This window comes from Pedobacter sp. 05L430, from assembly GCF_056397585.1.
This window is the reverse complement of the sequence record NZ_JBFTNT010000065.1, coordinates 1-19,319: the sequence shown is the minus strand read 5'-3', so window position 1 is coordinate 19,319 and position 19,319 is coordinate 1. Positions and strand designations below refer to the sequence as shown.

Below are 19,319 nucleotides of genomic sequence, written 5' to 3'. Positions count from 1 at the left end.
GGGTATTGCCATGGCCCAGACGAACCAGTATGAGGGAACTGGTAACCTAAAATATGTGGATCCAATAATTGGTAATGTAGGTCAGCTTTTAGAACCTACCAGACCAACCGTACAACTTCCTAACCAAATGATAAGGATGTTTGCTCAACGACCTGATTATATGTCGGATCAGATTTCCAGTTTCCCTTTAAATGTTGTTTCACATAGGATGGGGCAGGTTTTTTCTATTAAACCAACTGTAAAGGATATAGAGGCATCTGATTGGAACAAAAAGATGACTTATGATCATGATCTGGAGATAAACCGCCCCTGGTATTATACTACCTGGTTGATTGATGAAGAAATAAAAGTTGAGTTTACTCCAGGAAAAAAGACGGGTATATTCAAATTTGAATATCCTGAAAACAGTGAAAAAGGATTGTTACTTGGTGTATATAATGGTGGTGAACATGAATATAAGTCAATTTCAAAAAGAGAAATAAGTGGTATAGAAACCTACAATGGAAATATTAAAGTTTACATGTATGGCGCTTTTAATACGGATGTTGTATTGGGTGGTTTAAAGGATGGTAAAGCTATAGTGGCCAATTCGGTAGATGAAAAGGACTTAAAAGCATGGGTTAGGTTTCCGAAAAATGCACCAAAAAATATTGAATTTAAATATGCCATTTCTTATGTCAGTGCAGAGCAGGCTAAGAAGAATTTCGACAATGAGTTGAAAAACTCAACCTTTGAGCAGCAAGTTAAAAAGGGAGAAGAAGCATGGTCGAAAGTAATCAATCAAATTAAAACAGTAGGAGGAACAGAAGCTCAAAAGCGTTCGTTCTATACTGCTTTATATCGTTGTTATGAGCGTATGGTTGATATTACTGAGGATGGCCAATATTAGTCCAAAAGGTGAACTCGAGGATTTTTACTATGAAAAAGGATATTTTCCATCCCTGAAAAAAGATGAAAAAGAAACTGTTACTAATGTGCATAGTTGGGAAAAACGCCAGGCTGTAGCAGTAACTTTAGGGCATAGCTATGATGACTGGGCTGTTGCGCAAATGGCCAAAGAGCTTGGAAAGGATCAGGATTACACCAAGTTTATAGCAAGAAGTAGTAACTATAAGAATTTATGGGATAGCAAAACTCAGATGTTTTTACCAAAAGATAAAGATGGTAACTGGGTAGATATAGATCCTAAGTTTGATGGCGGTATGGGCGGCAGAGACTATTATGATGAGAATAATGGCTGGACTTATTTATGGCAAGTGCAACAGGATGTTAAAGGCCTGATAGGATTGTTTGGTGGTGCAAAAAGCTTCGAGAATAAATTAGATCAGCTTTATAGAGAGCCGCTTGGTAGAAGTAAATATGAAAACTGGGCTAAGTTCCCGGATGCAACGGGTATGGTTGGTCAGTTCTCTATGGGGAATGAGCCGAGCTTTCACATCCCTTATTTATTTAATTACACGGCTTCGCCATGGAAAACTCAAAAACGCATCAGATTTCTTTTGGACACCTGGTTTAAAGACAATGTATTCGGTATTCCTGGTGATGAAGACGGTGGTGGTATGACAGCTTTTGTGGTATTCTCGTCGATGGGATTTTATCCCGTTACGCCAGGTATTCCGGTATATACAATCGGAAGTCCGGTATTCCAGAATGTTACAATAGAGCTTTCTAACGGAAAGAAATTTCAACTGATAGCAAACAACTGTTCAGTTGTAAATAAATATATTCAAAGTGCCAAGTTCAACGGACAAGTGCTAAATACACCATGGTTTACTCATGAGCAGTTAGTTGCGGGAGGAAAATTGGAACTTGAAATGGGAGCTAAGCCAAACAAGACCTGGGGAGTATCAAAATAAGTAACAGACAACCTAAACCAATAATAAATTAACCATTTATAACAAAATTATGAGCGAATTAAAAGTTAAAGCAGCCTTTACTGAGAAGAAATTCCTGGTAACGATAATATTTGTAACCTCCCTTTTTATGTTCTGGGGTATTGCAATTACAATGGCTGATGTGTTGAATAAACATTTTCAGCATACAATGAGTCTTTCCAAGTTCCAGTCTGCCTTTGTGCAGTTTGCAGTATTTGGTGCATATGCAGTGATGGGTATACCTGCCGGATTGTTTATGAAACGCTTCGGATACAAAAAAGGAGTCCTTTTAGGACTATCTCTTTTCGCGGCAGGAGCTTTCTTGTTTGTGCCAGCAGCTAATATCTCTTCCTTTGCTTTCTTTGGTATTGCATTGTTCATTGTGGGCTGCGGTTTATCAACATTAGAAACAGTTGCCCATCCGTTTGTTGCCTCTTTAGGAGACCAACGTACTAGTGATCTTCGTATAAATTTTGCTCAAACATTTAATGCGGTTGGAACTATGTTGGGGCCCGCAATAGGAAGTTATTTTTTACTAAGTAATAATGTTGAGGGTAGTACAGATCTTACCTCAGTAAAAATATTATATGCTGTTATTGGAACTGTTATTCTACTTGTTGCAGTTGCATTTTCTTTTGTTAAAATACCAGCTTTAATAGATCCACATGTTACAGCAGTAGATGAGAATGCCGTAAATGTTGATACCGCTCCTGATAAGAAGCTATTTGATCATAAGCATTTTGTATGGGCAGTAATAGCTCAATTTTTTAATGTTGCAGCCCAAGCCGGAACATGGGCATTCTTTATTAATTACGGACACGAAAAAATGGGCTTTACCGATTCTGAAGCAGGGTATTATATGGTGGTGTTTATGGGTATGATGCTTACAGGTCGTATTTTGGGTACCTTCTTAATGCGAGTAATCGCACCTAATAAGTTGCTGGCAATATTTGCTATTGGTAATATTCTAATGTGCGTTATAGTTGCTCAAAGCTTTGGATGGGTATCTTTTGTTGCGCTTCTTATGATCAACTTTTTCTTTAGTATCATGTTTCCTACTATTTTTAGTCTTGGGCTTAAAAATCTTGGTGCACGTACACAACAAGCTTCTTCATTTATATCAATGGGAGTTGTTGGAGGCGCATTTTTCCCTTTTATAATGGGAGCGGTGGCTGACAGTGCAGGAATTGCACATGCATATTATACACCAATAATCTGTTATATTGTGATCTTTATGTTTGCTTATAAATTCTATAAGGTAAAACACTAGAAAATAACTTTAACCAAATGAATAGTATGAAAATAACTTCTAAAAAATGGCTGATCATTCCAGCCATTTTACTCTCCATTCAATTTTCTCAGGCACAGGACTGGGCTAATCTAAAAAGATATCAGGAAGAGAATTCGAAGCTCAGTGCACCTGCTAAAAATGAAAATAGAGTTGTTTTTATGGGTAATTCAATTACTGAGGGATGGAAGAACAATCGGCCTGAATTTTTTTCCAGCAGACCTTATATTGGTCGTGGGATTAGTGGGCAGACTACACCACAGATGCTCATCAGGTTTCATCAGGATGTGGTTGCGCTAAAACCTAAAGTAGTTGTGATGCTCTGCGGAATCAATGATATTGCTGGTAATACAGGTCCTTCGACTCTGGAAATGATTGAAGACAACATCACTGCTATGACCGAAATTGCAAGAGCAAATAAGATTAAGGTGGTACTTTCTTCTGTGTTACCTGCTTTCGCCTTCCCATGGAAACCGGGGGTGGAACCTGCTGATAAAGTGATTGAATTAAATAAATGGATTAAAGCTTATGCTGAAAAAAATGAATTCATTTATGTAGATTATTTCTCTGCGATGAAAGATGAAAGAAATGGCTTGCCGAAAAGCTTAGCTGAAGATGGTATTCATCCTAATAAAGCTGGTTACGCAATTATGGAGCCGCTTGTTGAGCAAGGTATTGCAAAAGCGCTAAAGCAAAAGAAATAAAGCATTGTTTATAACTTGTTTGAACTTTCGCCATCTCGAACATTGTGATCTCATTGCTGATTCTTTATGTACTAAAARGGGTGTACCATGATTATGATACACCCTTTTAGGTCTATTACTAAGCTTATATGTTAATTATAAACAAACTCGCCATTTTCCGAAACAATTGTTACTTGTTTTTGGGTAGAACCCTCTACGCGACCAATAATTTGAGCATCAATATTAAAGCTTTTAGAGATGGCAATGATGTCTTCAGCTATTTCAGCCGGAACATATAATTCCATGCGGTGGCCCATATTAAATACCTTATACATTTCTTTCCAATCTGTACCAGACTCTTCCTGTATTAAACGGAACAGGGGAGGAATAGGAAATAAATTATCTTTTATGATATGAACATTGTTATTAACAAAGTGAAGCACTTTAGTTTGTGCGCCACCGCTGCAATGAACGATACCATGAATTTGAGGCCTGTGACTTTCTAATACCTTTTTTATAACAGGAGCATAAGTGCGTGTAGGTGATAATACCAGTTTGCCGGCAGTTACTTCCGTTTGGTCATCAATTTTAATCGGATCGGTTAGTTTCTTTCCACCAGAAAATACCAAATCAAAAGGAACAGCAGGATCAAAACTTTCAGGATAACTGTTTGCTACAGATTTATCGAATACATCATGACGAGCAGAGGTAAGTCCGTTAGATCCCATACCGCCATTATATTCTGTTTCATAGCTGGCTTGTCCATATGAAGATAGGCCAACGATTACATCACCGGCCTGTATTTTGTCGTTGCTGATGATTTTTTCACGTTCAATACGACATGTTACTGTTGAATCAACAATGATTGTACGTACCAGATCACCTACATCGGCAGTTTCGCCACCAGTTGAGTAAATAGAGATGCCCTGAGACCTAAGCTCAGCTAAAATCTCTTCAGTGCCATTAATAATGGCAGCAATTACTTCACCAGGGATCAGGTTTTTATTACGACCAATTGTTGATGACAATAAAATATTGTCGGTAGCCCCAACACAGATCAAATCATCAATATTCATAATGATTGCATCCTGAGCAATGCCTTTCCAAACAGAAATATCACCGGTTTCTTTCCAGTAAACATAAGCCAATGAAGATTTTGTACCTGCACCGTCAGCATGCATTATGTTGCAAAAAGCCTCGTCGTTGCCTAAAATATCAGGGATGATCTTACAGAAAGCCTGCGGAAAAATACCTTTATCTATGTTTTTGATGGCTTGGTGCACATCTTCTTTCGAGGCAGAAACGCCACGCTGGTTGTACCTGTTATCACTCATGTTGTTGCAAAGATAGGGAAACCCCTTAATGTTAAAACTTTAATGTAGAAAAAAAACATACTAACTAATAAAAAAATAACCCCTACTAATTAAAGCAGAGGTTATAAAACTAAAAAATAGTTGGTTATTAGGAGTTTGGTTTATTTTATAAACAATAATTCCCTGAACTTAGGTAGAGGCCATACGCTGTCATCTACGATTTGTTCTAATTTATCTGTATGGTAACGAATAGTATCGAAGTAAGATTTTACTTTCTCATCGTAGCTGATCGCTTTCTCACGTGAATCTTCAATTGCATTTACTTTTTTACGTTGCTCAAGCATTGCGTCAATGCTGGTTTTAACGATATTTAAGTGCTCAGATACTTTGTTGATGATAGAAAGTGGAGTTGCTAATGCATCACCTGATAAGCCAAGTTCTTTTAATCCTTTAGCATTTTCGATTAACGAATTTTGGTAAGCAATAGCGGCAGGAATGATCATACTGTTTGTTACTTCACCCATTACTCTTGCTTCGATTTGAAGTTTTTTGTAATAGCTTTCTAACAAGATCTCATGACGGGCATGTAACTCACGCTCATTAAAGATGTTGAGTTTAGTAAATAACTCAGTAGATTTTTCACTTACGTAAGCATCTAAAGCAACTGGAGTAGTTTTGATGTTTGATAAACCGCGTTTAGCAGCTTCTTCAGCCCACTCATCGCTGTAACCATTTCCTTCAAAACGGATATCTTTAGATTCTTTGATGTATTTTTTAAGAATAGTTAACAATGCAACATCTTTTTTCTCGCCTTTTTTGATCAGTTTATCAACTTCAGTTTTGAATTTGATCAATTGATCAGCTACGATTGTGTTTAACACAGTCATAGGAGCAGAAGAGTTAGCAGAAGAACCTACAGCTCTTAACTCAAATTTATTACCTGTAAAGGCAAAAGGAGAAGTACGGTTACGGTCAGTATTGTCTAACAAGATCTGAGGGATCTTAGGAATACCTAACCATAAAGAATCTTCATTTTTAACTTTTTTAATGATGCTTCTTGATGATTCGATCTCGTCTAATACCTCAGCTAATTGAGAACCAAGGAAGATAGAGATGATTGCAGGAGGAGCTTCATTAGCACCTAAACGGTGATCGTTGCTTACTGAAGCAATACTTGCTCTCAATAAATCAGCATGCTCATGAACAGCTTTGATAGTGTTAACAAAGAATGTTAAGAACATCAAGTTGTTTTTCGGAGTTTTTCCTGGAGATAATAAGTTTTTACCAGTGTCAGTAATTAATGACCAGTTGTTGTGTTTACCTGATCCGTTGATACCAGCATATGGTTTTTCATGTAAAAGAACTTTAAAGTTATGTCTTAAAGCAACTTTTTCCATTAAGTCCATTAACAATTGGTTATGATCAATTGCAAGGTTGATTTCTTCATAAATAGGAGCACACTCAAATTGAGAAGGAGCAACCTCATTATGACGGGTTTTCAAAGGAATACCTAATTTTAAAGCTTCATTTTCGAAATCAACCATGTAGGTGAATACACGCTCAGGAATAGATCCGAAATAATGATCTTCTAATTGCTGTCCTTTTGCAGACATATGACCGAACAAAGTACGTCCGGTTAATGCTAAATCCGGACGAGCATTATATAATGCAAGGTCAACAAGGAAATATTCTTGTTCAATACCTAAAGATGCATTTACTTTAGTGATGCTTTTATCGAAATACTGACAAACGTCAACAGCAGCTTTATCCATAGCAGCAAGTGCTTTTAATAAAGGAGCTTTGTAATCTAGTGCTTCACCGGTATAAGAAACAAATACAGTTGGGATACAAAGTGTTTTACCAGCTTTGCTTTCCATAATGAATGCTGGAGAAGAAGGGTCCCATGCAGTATATCCGCGTGCTTCGAAAGTATTACGGATACCACCATTAGGGAAGCTTGATGCATCTGGTTCTTGTTGAACTAGCGCACTACCTGCGAAATTCTCAATTGCGCCATCGCTGCTAGGCTCAAAAAATGAATCATGTTTCTCAGCTGTAGTGCCGGTTAATGGTTGAAACCAGTGGGTATAGTGAGTAGCGCCTTTAGCCATTGCCCAGCCTTTCATAGCCGTTGCGATGTGGTTGGCATCTTCATGATTAATTAGTTCGCCCGATTCAATCGATGCCACTAATTTCTGATAAACCTCTTTTGACAAGAAATCTTTCATTTTTCTTTTGTCAAAAACATTAACGCCAAAAAAATCAGAAATTTTAGTCGAAGGTGACTTTACCTCTGGTGAAATTCTTGTCTGCGCTTCTTTTAATGCAATTGTTCTTAAGCTTTTCATTTATTTGTTTAAAATTTTATCAAAAATAGGATTATTAATTAATAATTTCCATCAAATTGTGTGTAAAAATACAAATGTTAGCAAATTTTAACATAAAATTTACGCTTTTTAGATGAAAATCAGTTTTTAAGAAGAAAAATAAGTTGAAGAGGCGGCTTATTTATTTGGAAGGTTAAGTCTGTCTCTCGAAGGGTAAATATACAGTTTGTTCATTTATTTTTATATTTTTTGGTGTTATTTTTTCGTTTTTGCTGTTTTTTGTCTGAAAAATTTCTTGTTTTTGTTGGGAAAACACTAAAAATCTATAAAACTGCCGTTTTTTATGATTTTTAGCGGAGAAGATATTTTTCTGCGTTTTGGTGAAAAAACATCGTGATTTAAGTTTTTTTTAAAGTGTTATGGAATATACGGGTATTCTACATCCTGTTTAAAACTAATACTTGAAATTATGTTTAACATCTCATCCAATTTACACAAGGCAGAGTGGCTCGACCTTGTATTTAGAAACAGAAATAAAAACTATGGTGCTTATGCACTAAGATCTCAATCATCAGGCACTACAGCACGCGCTTTATTTATTGCTGCCCCGCTTTTTGTTCTTTTTTTTGCTGGCCCAATGATTTACAAACATTTTATTAGTAAAGACGCAGATGCACTCATCGAACCTTTAAAACCTGATCGTGTTATTGATATAAATATTGCTGATCGACCAATAGAGAAACCAAAACTTCAGGAAAAGACAGAAATGCCCAAAACTGAACCAATAAAAGAAAAAATTAAAACTGTAAAGCCCGTTTCAAATCCAATTGTTGTGGATAGGCCATTAATTACCGATCCGCCAACTCTAGAACAAATAGATCATGCGGCAGTAGGGCCTGTTACGCAATCGGGAGTTGAGACGTCACTTGGATCGGCTCCTGTTGAGGGCAATGGTAATGGAATAGCTCCAGGTAATGGTGTAGGGAATGGTGAGAAGGAAGATACGGGGATTCATGAAATAGGAGATATCCAAGCCTACCCTGAATTTGAAGGGGGAATGAAAGCCTGGGCTAAATTTATACAAAGAAATTTAAGATACCCGAATGCGGCGCAGGAAGTTGATGCACAGGGTAAGGTTTTTATCAGCTTTGTAATAGAGAAAGATGGTTCTGTATCAAACGTTACTGTTTTAAAAGGTATAGGATATGGATGTGATGAAGAAGCGGTAAGGGTAATTAGTAAGTCCCCAAAATGGAAACCGGGCCGACAAAATGATCAAAACGTTAGAGTTAGGTATAATATGCCGCTTTCATTTACCATAAACAGATAATTTCAAAAATATTCGGTGCGCTCTCAGTGTAAAGGATAGGGTGAGGGGTTGTAATTAAGTTTATAACCCCTTTTTTGATGCTATTTTGTGATAAAAAACTAAATTGCGTGTCAAAAGACCCATTTATGTTAGATTTTAAACCAGTAGAATACTCTCAAACCACTCTTACTGAACTTATGATTCCTTCTTACTCTAATTTTGGAGGAAAAATACATGGAGGTATTATTTTAAGCTTAATGGATAAAGTTGCTTACGTATGTGCGGCAAAACATTCTGATGGCTACTGTATCACAGCATCAATTGATGTGGTTGATTTTTTGGCGCCAGTTGAAGTTGGAGAATTGGTTTCTTTGATGGCATCAGTAAACTACGTTGGTAACACCTCCATGATAATAGGAATAAGAGTTGTTTCAGAAAATTTGAGAACGCATGTAATTAAGCATACCAATACCAGCTACTTTACTATGGTAGCAATAGGAGATGACAATAAACCTAAGCAGGTACCGGGATTGATCTTGAAAAGTGAAGATGATGTTAGGCGATTTGCACAGGGGTTAAATAGAAAGAATCTTAAAACTGAATATAAAAAGAATGAAGCCAGTTTAAGAGAAAGCTACAATAATGAGAGTTGTTTGGTTACACTTAAGAATGAAAGGTGTAAAGTGGCTTTAACATCTGGTTAAAGCCACTTGATCTTTATACTACGGAACGCAATAGGTGAACCTTCATTCTGCAAAAGAATATGTCCCTTTTTTGATTGTCCGAAATTTTTAAGGGATTTATACTTGCTTTTCTCTATTAATGATTTAAAAGATTCTGTGCTCCTGTCATAATCTACAACTTTGCGCCCATTTAACCAATGCTGAATATGATTCTTGTTTACAATGATTCTGGCTATATTCCAGTGTTCAAGCAATGCGGGATTTTTCTTATCAGCAGATATCAGATCATACAATGATGCCAGTGAGCGAAGTTCACCGCGCTCTGGATATTTAAAGTTCATTTCATCTAATATTTGATATTCAAGACCTAAGAAAGTACCTTTTTGTGCTTCATAATCATTTGTTACCAGATATTTAACCCCACTGTTTGTTTCTTTTGAGATTTTAAATTCAAAGAAAAGTTCAAAGTTGTCGAATTGAGCATTGGTTATAATATCCATTTGCTTGCCGTTTTCGGGTTTTACAGCAAGCAGCTCTCCGTTTTTAATTTCCCATCCTCCTTCAGCTATCTTTTTCCATCCGTTAAATGTTTTCCCATCAAAAAGCAAACTCCATCCCAATGCTTTCTCTTGACTGGTTAAGGTATTCGGAGGCTGAGCAAAGGCACCAAAAATGCATATTCCCTGCAGTAATATAATATTGAAGCACAACCTGGATATATTCATAAAGATTGATTTTTAGATTTTGGGTTCCCATCCCTTTTCGTACGAACGGCCCCATAGTTTCTGAGCTTCTTTGTCGCCAACGATGTGACCGTTTTTCGGATCAATTTTTAAGTCGCGACCAACCCTCCATGATATATTGCCTAACTGCATGGCTACACAGCTTTTGTAACCGAGTTCAACATCACAGTTCGGACGCCTGTTGTTTCTGATGGCATCAAGAAAATCTGCCATATGCAAACTATCCATCCCTAAACTTGGACTCGCTGTATTTCTTCCCTCTAAAGATTCTCCGCCAGATTTTGGTGTCACATCCTGAATTAGCTTTCCTTGAAGATCATATATTTTATAAGCATCATCTCCGGTATCCAGGCTTCCTTTTTCACCATAAAAGATAATTCCTCTTTCCTGTCCTTCAACTTTTCTTCCGTTACAGCTTCTGTTTTCCCAAAGCAAGGTAACCTTACCAGGATAATCTATCGTTACTACCTGCGTGTCTGGGGTTTCCCAGTCATCATTAAAATGATATCTTCCGCCGGAAGAGCTAACGCGGGTCGGAAAATCTACTCCCAGACCCCAACGGGCTACATCTACCTCGTGCGTTCCATTATTTAGCGCTTCGCCGGTTCCCCAGTTCCAGAACCAGTGCCAGTTGTAGTGGATTAAACCATCTTTGTAATTAACACGTGGTGCTGGTCCCTGCCATAAATCATAATCCAGCCAGTCGGGTACATTTGCTGGCTTTAAAAAGGTTTCTTTCCTGGTATTCGTATACCATGTTTTTGCCATATATACGCGGCCAATTATCCCTTCATGGAGTAGCTGTATTCCTTTGGTTAGCGTAGGGGCAGAGCGACGTTGGGCGCCCATTTGCACTATTCTGTTGTATTTTCTGGCTGCTGCTACTGCAATTTCACCCTCTCTTGGATTATGGCTTAATGGCTTTTCAACATATACATGTTTTCCGGCCTGGCAAGCCATAATGGTTAATGGTGCATGCCAATGATCAGGAGTTGCCGTGTATATTGCATCAACAGATTTATCTTCCAGAACCTTGCGCAGGTCTTTTTCAGATTTTGGTGGAGTTGTTTGACCAGCTTTCACAATAGTGTTTATTGCCTTAGGAATGGCTCTTGAATCTACATCACAAACTGTAACTATTTGCGTGTTTTTTTGTTTGGCAATTGTACCTCCCATGCTATTCCCACGGCTATTAACGCCGATAGTTGCTATGTTTATTCTGTCATTTGCGCCAATAATATTTCTATAGCTTTTGGCACTAAACCCAGAGGCAGTTCCTCCGAATACACTATTTCCAACAGATAAAGCTGCTGTTCCGATACCTATTTTTTTTATGAAATCTCTTCTTGAATTGTTGCTCATAATTGGTTTTTGGTTGATTGTTTTGGAATTCTATAAAACTCTGATTTTAACATTTTTGAATGAAACTTCATCCCCATGGTCTTGAAGTAGAATATGCCCTTTTTTTACCTGACCAAACGGTGGTTCTGAATCTTTAAACTTACTTAGCTTCCATGCTTCTTTGTAGGAATCACTGCTGCGGTCAAAGGAAAGCGTCTTTTTTCCATTTAAGTAATGAGTTACTTTAGTGCCTTTGGCTACGATTCTTGCTCGGTTCCATTCACCGGTTTTATTCTCCTGTGGTACATCTAAAGGTAGCATGTCATACAAACCAGCCTGTAAACGGTTGCCATTCCTTCCCAATTTTGCATCAGGGTGTTTTACATTATCTAATATCTGGTATTCTAATCCGAGCCAACCTCCTTTAGTATACTTAGTGAAGAAATATTTTATTCCACTATTTCCTCCTTCAGAAAGCTTAAAGTCAACAGAGAGATCAAAATCAGCATATTCATCTTTTGTAAAAATATCACCACCTCCTTTTTCTCCTTCCTTTTTTGCAGATAAAATGCCATTTTCTATTTTCCATCCTGTAGCTGGTGGCGTATCTTTCCCAACAGATGTCCATCCGTTAAGACTTTGACCATCAAAAAGGAGTTTCCAACCTTGTTTGATTTCCTGTTTGGTAAGGGAGTTGTCTTTGTTTTGAGCATATGATACTCCTGTAAGAAGGAGTATCACTAGTAACACCGGGGTTATTTTTGAGTTCATATAAATAAATTTAGCGAAACAATTGTTAACGATAGTTGATTAATGCAACATGTATAAACATGTTACATCTGGGTATATCCTTTGTTTTGTATTATTTTTTGTGGATTTGACTGCATCACTGTCATTGGAATAGGATAAGTCAATGCATTATCACTCCAGGTAAAGCTATTGTAACCATCAAACTGTTGTTCTGCAATCATCACATCTTTGGCTCGTCCTGTTCTTACAAGGTCAAACCACCGGTGATTCTCAAAAGCCAGCTCAACACGGCGCTCGTTTTCAATTGCTAACAGGAAAGCCTGATCACCGCTGAATTCACTCAATTGATAATCGTGTAATAAATTCGGTGCTGGTTGAATATTAGGGTCGCCAGGAGTTTTTCTTGCCCGTTCCCGAATTTTGTTTAGATAAGTTAGGGCAATTCCCTTGTCGCCCCCGCCACGAGCCAGCGCCTCAGCATAAAGTAAGTACACGTCTCCCAGACGTAATTCTATCCAATTGTTGCCATTGTCTGAACCGCTTGTTGAAACATCATAGTATTTACGCACATATTTCTCGGTTTGCAAGGCTCCGGTTTTAGCATTGATCCAGCCATCTCGCATGGATACAAATTTCCTGGGATCTCCGGTTTCATAAGCATTTGACATGTATTGGGTAGGAGAGTTCTCACCACCCTTGTCGCCCACCAAAACAACCTCTTTATCTGAAAATCTTGGAGCGAAATTGTTATTCCATGGACTACCAGTTGCTCCATTTGGTGCGCCTTTCATGTATTGAACTTCAAAAAGAGATTCAGTACTGTTCTTTTTAGAAACATCAAACAGGTCTTTATAGCTTGGAACCAGAGAATACGCAGAATTATTTACTACTTCTGCAAGTTTTTGACTGGCAAGATTGTAATATTCGCCTCCTTTATTAAGCGGATAGCCTGCCATGGTTAAATAAACTTTACCAAGCAATGCTGAGGCTCCGGCCTTGGTTACTCTACCTTTGTCTGTGCCTCCGTATGACTGAGGAAGATTAGCTTCGGCATATTTTAGGTCTGCAATGATGAAATCATACATTTCTTGCAATGGTGCACGCCCAAGTGCATATGCTTCAGTTTGACTTAGTTCTTTGTCTGCTTTGATTACCCCTAAAAGCTGGCCATTTAAAGCTGGCCCTCCAAATGCCCTATTGAGCCAGAAATAAACAAGCGCTCTTAAGAAACYGGCTTCTGCTTTATACTGACTTCTTAATTTTTCATCAGTGAAGGTAGCTGCATCGCTGCGACCAAGAACAATATTGCATCTTAGTATTGTTTTATAACTGTCATCCCACATGTCTGTTATAAAGTTGTTTTCAGGAAGTAAGGGAGAGGCAAATTCATCTATGCCTTTTTCATTTGCAGGGTTTCCCGACAGCCAGGAATAGGTAGTGTTGTCTGAACGGATTTCGCCAAGCCTCACATATGTTGAATTGTATAATGAACGCAAATTGCCATAAGCAGAAAGGGTTGCCTGATTAATGTCCTGTTGTGTTTTATAGAATGAATTGGCATTTAAATTTGATTTCGGGTTCAGGTCAATAAAGTCATCACTGCATGATGCCAGAAAGAAGACTGCTACGAATAATAGATTTATCTTTTTCATATATTTAAAATATAAGCATTAATGAATGTTTAAAACGTCAAATTAAGTCCAAGGATAAACGTCCTTGCAGTTGGATAGCCCAAGTAATCGCCACCTTTTGTAAGTCCGGCACCTTCGCTGCTCGTTTCCGGATCATATCCTGTATAATTGGTTATTGTAAATAAATTGCTTCCGGTTACATATACACTTAAAGCCTTTACCTTTATTTTTTTGGTAAAATTTTCACTGAAATTATATGCAAAATTTACATTCCTAAGTCTTAAATATGATGCGTCCTGAACCCATGCCGAGGAAGGGTCTCTTTGCCAACCCGAAGGAGTTCTCGTTGCTTTGAAGTGAATTCCATCTCCTGGATCGTCTGTAGATCTCCATCTACCAATCTGTTCTATCATCCCATTTCTATCACCATGATATATTCCAACCATTCTTTTATAGAAACTAAATAATTCTGCTCCATATGATGCAGTAAACTGAACTCCCAAAGAGAAGTTTTTATATGAAAAGTTATTGGTTAGACMGGTGGTAAAATCGGGATTATTGTTGCCCAAAATCGTTTTATCATTTTGGTCTAGAATACCATCCTTATTGATATCAGCGTATCTGCCATCGCCTATTTTATCTGCACTTAAGTGCGGATATTTGTTTAATTCATCCTGGGTAAGGAACACGCCTTCATATTTGTATCCATAAAAACTTGCAATAGGAGAGCCAACAGTTGTAATGAACGCATTATTTGCATTAGGAGCGCTGCCATAAATAGGACGGTTATCTGCTCCAACTTCCAATACTTTGTTTTTATTAAATGAAATGTTAAAGTTGGTATTCCACTTAAAGTCACCCAGAAGGTTTCTGGTCGTAACCAGGAATTCCATACCCCTGTTCTGCACTTTTCCGATATTTTGAATTTGGGTAGAATATCCTGTAATTACCGGTACAGGAACATTTAATAAAAGGTCAATAGACTGGCTGTCGTAAAAATCACCTTCAATTCTTATCCTGTCATTTATTAAGCCAAGTTCAAATCCAAGGTTATATTGTCTTGTTTTTTCCCATCCAAGATCAACGTTCGACATTGTGCTTGGGTTGGTAGTATTTTGAAGTGTTCCTCCGGTTGGATAGAAGCCTGAAGTTAGAAGACCAATAGCAGAATAATCGCCAATTCTGTTGTTTCCTGAAATACCAAAGCCTGCACGAATCTTAAGATCGCTTATGGCTTTAATGTTCTCCATAAATTTCTCTTCAGAAATTTTCCACCCTGCAGACAGAGAAGGGAAGGTTCCCCATTTTTTGTTCATACCAAAACGGGAAGAACCATCACCACGAAAGGTGGCTGTAAATAAGTATTTATTATCGTATGCATAGTTGATCCTGCCCAGATAAGAAATCATTGAATATTCTGACTCATCACTAGATAAGGCATACATAGTGCCTGCATTGAGGGTTGTAATCTGGTCGTTGGCAAAGCCACGGGCTTCGCCGTACATATTTTTCAGATTATGTTTTTGAGTGGTATAACCTACAAGGGCAGATAATACGTGCTTATCAGAAAAAGTACGGGAGTAGTTTAAGGTGTTTTCAATTACCCAGTCGAAATCTGATGCACGCTGATTTATACCTTTAGCTGGGCGCGGACCTTTAGAAGCATCAAAATCTATAAAAGAAGCTTCAAAGATCTTTTGCTGGTTGTCCTGAATTCCACCATTAATATTGATCTTATATTTTAGATCCTTAATGATTTCCCATTCAGCAAAAACAGTCCCCAGCCAACCATATCGATTTCTGGAATTTTGAACCTGCTCTGCTACACCGATTGGGCTTGCAACATCGCCGGCAAGTATTTCCGGATTTCGAACCATCGAACCGTATGTTCCATCATCATTCCTTACCGGAAAGATTGGGGGCAATTGCAGTGCAAACATTACCGGAGAGTATTTGCCGCTTTCCTGCTCTCTGCCTTTTGCTGAGAAGGCCAACATATTCATGCCAAGGCTCAGACTCTTGGTAACCTTAGAGTTGATGGCTGAGCGAAAATTAAAGCGGTCATAGTTTGTGCCTAGAACTATACCTTCCTGCTTGGCATAACTTCCGGAAAACATATATTGAGTATGTTCTGTTCCTCCAGAAACCGATAGTTCACTTTTTTGAGTTAAAGCTTTTCTGTATAAAAGATCTTGCCAATTGTTGTCGGGCATTTGTGCTACAGAGGCTGGGTCCAGAAAGTTGTATTTATATCCTCCCGTACCATCTGGTATCATATATTGAGTGCTTGCACCAGAGTACAGACTACGACGTGAGTTGGGGTCTGTAATGGAATGGGGTTGTTGGTTTGGATCTGATGTGATAATTTGTGCATCTAACCAAGCCTGGTTTCTACCATCAATAAACCACTGGATATATTGATCCCTGTTCATCATTTCTACTTCTTTGCCCAGTTCCTGAAATCCTATAAAAGTGTTGGCATTTATTGTTGGCGGGCCAACTTTGCCCTTCTTAGTGGTTACAATAACAACACCGTTTGCACCTCTTGAACCATAAATGGCWGTWGAAGAKGCRTCTTTTAAAACCTGAATACTTTCAATATCTGAGGTGTTCAATAGTCTGAATGCATTACCTTCCATTGGATAGCCATCTACAACATATAAAGGATCATTGGATTGGGTAATTGAGCCAACTCCTCTAACTCTTATGGCTAGTCCTTCCCCGCCAGGGGCACCGCCAGTTTGCTGAACCTGAACTCCGGCCATTTGACCGGCAATGGCCTCGCCAAAGTTTAAAGCAGGTCGCTCTTTTATGCTTTCTGCTGACACAGATGATACGGCGGTAGTAACGTCTGATTTTTTCTGGGTGCCATATCCTATAACCACCACTTCGTTAAGTGCCGAGGTTTCTTCTAGCAGGATTACGTTTATAGTCTGATCACTGCCAATGGTTACTTCTTTGGTCGTATATCCAACCATGCTAAAAACAAGGGTGCCAGTATTTTCTGGTATTGAAATGGCATATAGTCCTTCTCCATTTGTAACTGTTCCAATGGACGTTCCTTTTAATTTAATACTTACACCCGGTATAGAGATATTCTGCTTATCTACAACTTTTCCTTTTATTTCTTTAGCCTGAGGTTTAGTTGTTGAAGGAGAAAATACGGATGGCTCATCCTTCTTTTTGATAAGGATGTTTTTATTTAAGATTTTAAATGCAAACGGACTGTCCTTAAGACTTTCCTCCATTGTCTCTTCAACTGTAGAGTTTTTTACATTTAAACTGACATTTCTTTCTTTTAGATCATCGCTATTGTAAACTACGGAATATCCAGATTGTTGTTTAATAGCCTCAAAAATCTGTACTATTGGTGAGTTCTTTTTGGATATAGTAATTCTTTGTACTGGTTTTGCAGATACTTGCAAACAAGTGAGTAAAAGAAAGAGAATTGTTAAGGTAGCACTAAAATTTACTGAAAATTTAAGTAGTGGTATAGTAAATACCGTTTCATACTGGTTTAGCTTCATTTGGATTAAGTTAATACTTGGTTAGTAGTAAAAAACTGCGGTTCCGATTTTCGGAAAAGGGATAATTAAAGGTTTTTATATGTTAAACCTTTTCATTGGTTATTTAAGATTTCTATTTGGTTATAATTATTTTTTTTCTGTTTTGCGCGTTTACAATGGTATACTTCAGATCGAAGTAACTTAAGATTTCTAAGGCGTTTAATACATCTGTGTTTCTATGGATTTCACCCCAAAGTTTGATAACTGGTATTGGGCCTTTAAACTCGAAATCAACATCGTACCAACGTGCCAGTTGGCGAACCACATTCCTGATATCGGAATTTTGAAATTGAAATAATCCGTTTTTCCAGGCAATAACGCTTTCAGTTTTAACACTATTAACTTGTATAGCGCCGTTGCCTTTTAGGTGAGACTGTTGACCTGGTTTAAGTAGTGCTGATTTGTTGCTTTTAAGCTGTAGGATCCTTACGCTTCCTTCTAATAGTGTTGTTTCAGTTGTGGGTTCGTCTTCATAACTATTGATATTGAAATGAGTTCCGAGTACCTCTACTTCCTGATCTTGGGTTAATACATTAAATGGGTGGATTTTATTTTTTGCAACCTCAAAATATCCTTCTCCTTTTAGTTCTACTTCTCTTTTTTTTCCGTTAAAGGAGATTGGGAATTTTAAGGATGAAAGTGCATTTAACCAAACATGCGAACCATCAGGAAGGATAATTTGATATTGTCCGCCTTTTGAAGTTGTTATGATATTTGTGTTTTTGGGATTTACCAGGTTGACTTGATTAGAAATTTGAGCGTACGAAATTACTCCCTCTTTGATTTTGGTAATTCTCACGCCTCCCTGATCGGTTATTTTTCCAATTGGCGCAGTTTCCAGATATATTTTAGAACCATCTGTTAACGTCAGGAAGGTTTTATTGATACCTGTCGCGAAATTCTTTTGATCGGTTTTTGCTGGAGCCTGTACTACATAATTAGCAGGGGCAGGCTTTTTGAAATAGAAATACATGGCAGCAGATGCTGATAATACAAGGATCACAGAGGCTGCAATCCGCTGCCATAGGTATATAGTTCTTGTTTTATGTGGCTGTGGTAAGGCTTGGTAAACATCATAAAGGTCTTTTTTTATGATATCTTCTGTCAGTTCAACTTTAGTTTCTTTTTGAATTTTATTGTAAACAGATTCTATCCAGGCTATTTCTTCCTCAGTGCATTCCCCTGTCTGATATCTATTTAGTAGCTCTTCTATTTTCTTTTTTTCCATGCTGACGGATCGTATAATTGTCCTTATTAATCTAAAGACCTTTAAGAAATGTTCAGGGCGTAGAAAAAAATGAAAATTTATTTGGGAAGGCTTAAAGAAGCATTAATATTAGCAATGTAAACAGCACAAGAAAGGCCTCTAGTTTAAGTCTTAAAATTTTCAGAGCATTGTTTACCTGTTTTTTTACTGTACTCTCCGATAGGTCTAGCTCATTGGCTATCTCTTTATGAGTGAGGTAAGATTTTCGGCTCATATTCAGTATCTGTCGCATTTTGGCAGGAAGCTCATTGATATGGCTATCAATGATTTCTACAAGTTGTTTTTCTCTAATTGCATAGTCTGTAACTATCTGCGTTTCAGTTGTAGCGTTCTGTTGTAAGAGCGTTGAATATTTTGATTTAACTTGTTGGTGGGAGATAGTCTTTAGTGCCTTGTTACGAACTGCAACATACAAGTATCCGGCAAGATTTGTATTTAAAGTGAAATCCGATCTCCTGTTCCAGAGTGTGGTAAATACTTCCTGAACTAAATCTTTAACTTCATCTCTGTCTTGCAGTATTTTGTATGCACTATTATATAAAGC

The 19,319-nt window shown here is 37.8% G+C and carries 15 protein-coding genes; 6 read left to right on the top strand and 9 right to left on the bottom strand.

What is annotated here, in order from left to right:
• The 4 genes from AC1DG9_RS11830 to AC1DG9_RS11815 form a co-directional block, all read left to right on the top strand.
• Window positions 1–889: glycoside hydrolase domain-containing protein (locus AC1DG9_RS11830; protein ID WP_477634673.1), on the top strand; the 889-nt coding region annotated here is incomplete at its 5' end.
• On the top strand, window positions 849–1,856 hold the full coding sequence (locus AC1DG9_RS11825; protein WP_477634672.1) for a glycoside hydrolase family 92 protein: 1,008 nt from the start codon (window positions 849–851) through the stop codon (window positions 1,854–1,856). The genes AC1DG9_RS11830 and AC1DG9_RS11825, both read left to right, overlap by 41 nt.
• Window positions 1,857–1,905: 49 nt before the next feature.
• On the top strand, window positions 1,906–3,144 hold the full coding sequence (fucP, locus tag AC1DG9_RS11820; protein WP_172663856.1) for an L-fucose:H+ symporter permease: 1,239 nt from the start codon (window positions 1,906–1,908) through the stop codon (window positions 3,142–3,144).
• 26 nt (window positions 3,145–3,170) lie between these two features.
• Window positions 3,171–3,866, top strand: coding sequence for an SGNH/GDSL hydrolase family protein (locus AC1DG9_RS11815; protein WP_288882291.1), 696 nt, complete (start codon window positions 3,171–3,173; stop codon window positions 3,864–3,866).
• Between the two features lie 131 nt (window positions 3,867–3,997).
• On the opposite strand, the gene AC1DG9_RS11810 is transcribed toward AC1DG9_RS11815, so the two are convergent.
• Window positions 3,998–5,179, bottom strand: a complete 1,182-nt coding sequence (locus tag AC1DG9_RS11810) for an AIR synthase related protein (RefSeq protein ID WP_172663854.1) — start codon at window positions 5,177–5,179, stop codon at window positions 3,998–4,000.
• Between the two features lie 140 nt (window positions 5,180–5,319).
• Window positions 5,320–7,506 (bottom strand): glutamine synthetase III family protein, encoded by a 2,187-nt coding sequence (locus tag AC1DG9_RS11805; RefSeq protein WP_172663853.1) that lies wholly within the window; start codon window positions 7,504–7,506, stop codon window positions 5,320–5,322.
• A gap of 448 nt (window positions 7,507–7,954) precedes the next feature.
• Here AC1DG9_RS11805 and AC1DG9_RS11800 point away from each other — a divergent pair, with 448 nt between their 5' ends.
• On the top strand, window positions 7,955–8,815 hold the full coding sequence (locus AC1DG9_RS11800) for an energy transducer TonB (RefSeq protein WP_337715210.1): 861 nt from the start codon (window positions 7,955–7,957) through the stop codon (window positions 8,813–8,815).
• 125 nt (window positions 8,816–8,940) lie between these two features.
• The gene (locus tag AC1DG9_RS11795; RefSeq protein ID WP_172663851.1) at window positions 8,941–9,498 is read left to right on the top strand and encodes an acyl-CoA thioesterase; all 558 of its coding nucleotides are present in this window, start codon (window positions 8,941–8,943) and stop codon (window positions 9,496–9,498) included.
• Here AC1DG9_RS11795 and AC1DG9_RS11790 read toward each other — a convergent pair.
• The 7 genes from AC1DG9_RS11790 to AC1DG9_RS11760 all read right to left on the bottom strand — a co-directional run.
• Window positions 9,495–10,202, bottom strand: a complete 708-nt coding sequence (locus AC1DG9_RS11790) for a 3-keto-disaccharide hydrolase (protein WP_288882294.1) — start codon at window positions 10,200–10,202, stop codon at window positions 9,495–9,497. The two genes, AC1DG9_RS11795 and AC1DG9_RS11790, sit on opposite strands and share 4 nt — an antisense overlap.
• A gap of 12 nt (window positions 10,203–10,214) precedes the next feature.
• Window positions 10,215–11,582 carry a Gfo/Idh/MocA family protein gene (locus tag AC1DG9_RS11785; RefSeq protein WP_337715206.1) on the bottom strand — a complete coding sequence of 456 codons (1,368 nt, stop codon included), beginning with the start codon at window positions 11,580–11,582 and terminating at the stop codon, window positions 10,215–10,217.
• Window positions 11,583–11,612: 30 nt separating this feature from the next.
• Entirely contained in the window at window positions 11,613–12,332 is a 720-nt protein-coding gene (locus tag AC1DG9_RS11780) for a 3-keto-disaccharide hydrolase (RefSeq protein ID WP_172663848.1), read from the bottom strand.
• A 62-nt stretch (window positions 12,333–12,394) separates the two neighbouring features.
• On the bottom strand, window positions 12,395–13,963 hold the full coding sequence (locus tag AC1DG9_RS11775) for a RagB/SusD family nutrient uptake outer membrane protein (RefSeq protein WP_477634671.1): 1,569 nt from the start codon (window positions 13,961–13,963) through the stop codon (window positions 12,395–12,397).
• A 29-nt stretch (window positions 13,964–13,992) separates the two neighbouring features.
• Window positions 13,993–17,469: a TonB-dependent receptor gene (locus tag AC1DG9_RS11770; protein WP_477634670.1), complete on the bottom strand. Its 3,477-nt coding sequence runs from the start codon at window positions 17,467–17,469 to the stop codon at window positions 13,993–13,995.
• A gap of 112 nt (window positions 17,470–17,581) precedes the next feature.
• On the bottom strand, window positions 17,582–18,736 hold the full coding sequence (locus tag AC1DG9_RS11765; protein ID WP_288882297.1) for a FecR family protein: 1,155 nt from the start codon (window positions 18,734–18,736) through the stop codon (window positions 17,582–17,584).
• Window positions 18,737–18,827: 91 nt separating this feature from the next.
• On the bottom strand, window positions 18,828–19,319 hold a 492-nt coding region (locus tag AC1DG9_RS11760), incomplete at its 5' end, for an RNA polymerase sigma-70 factor (protein WP_477634669.1).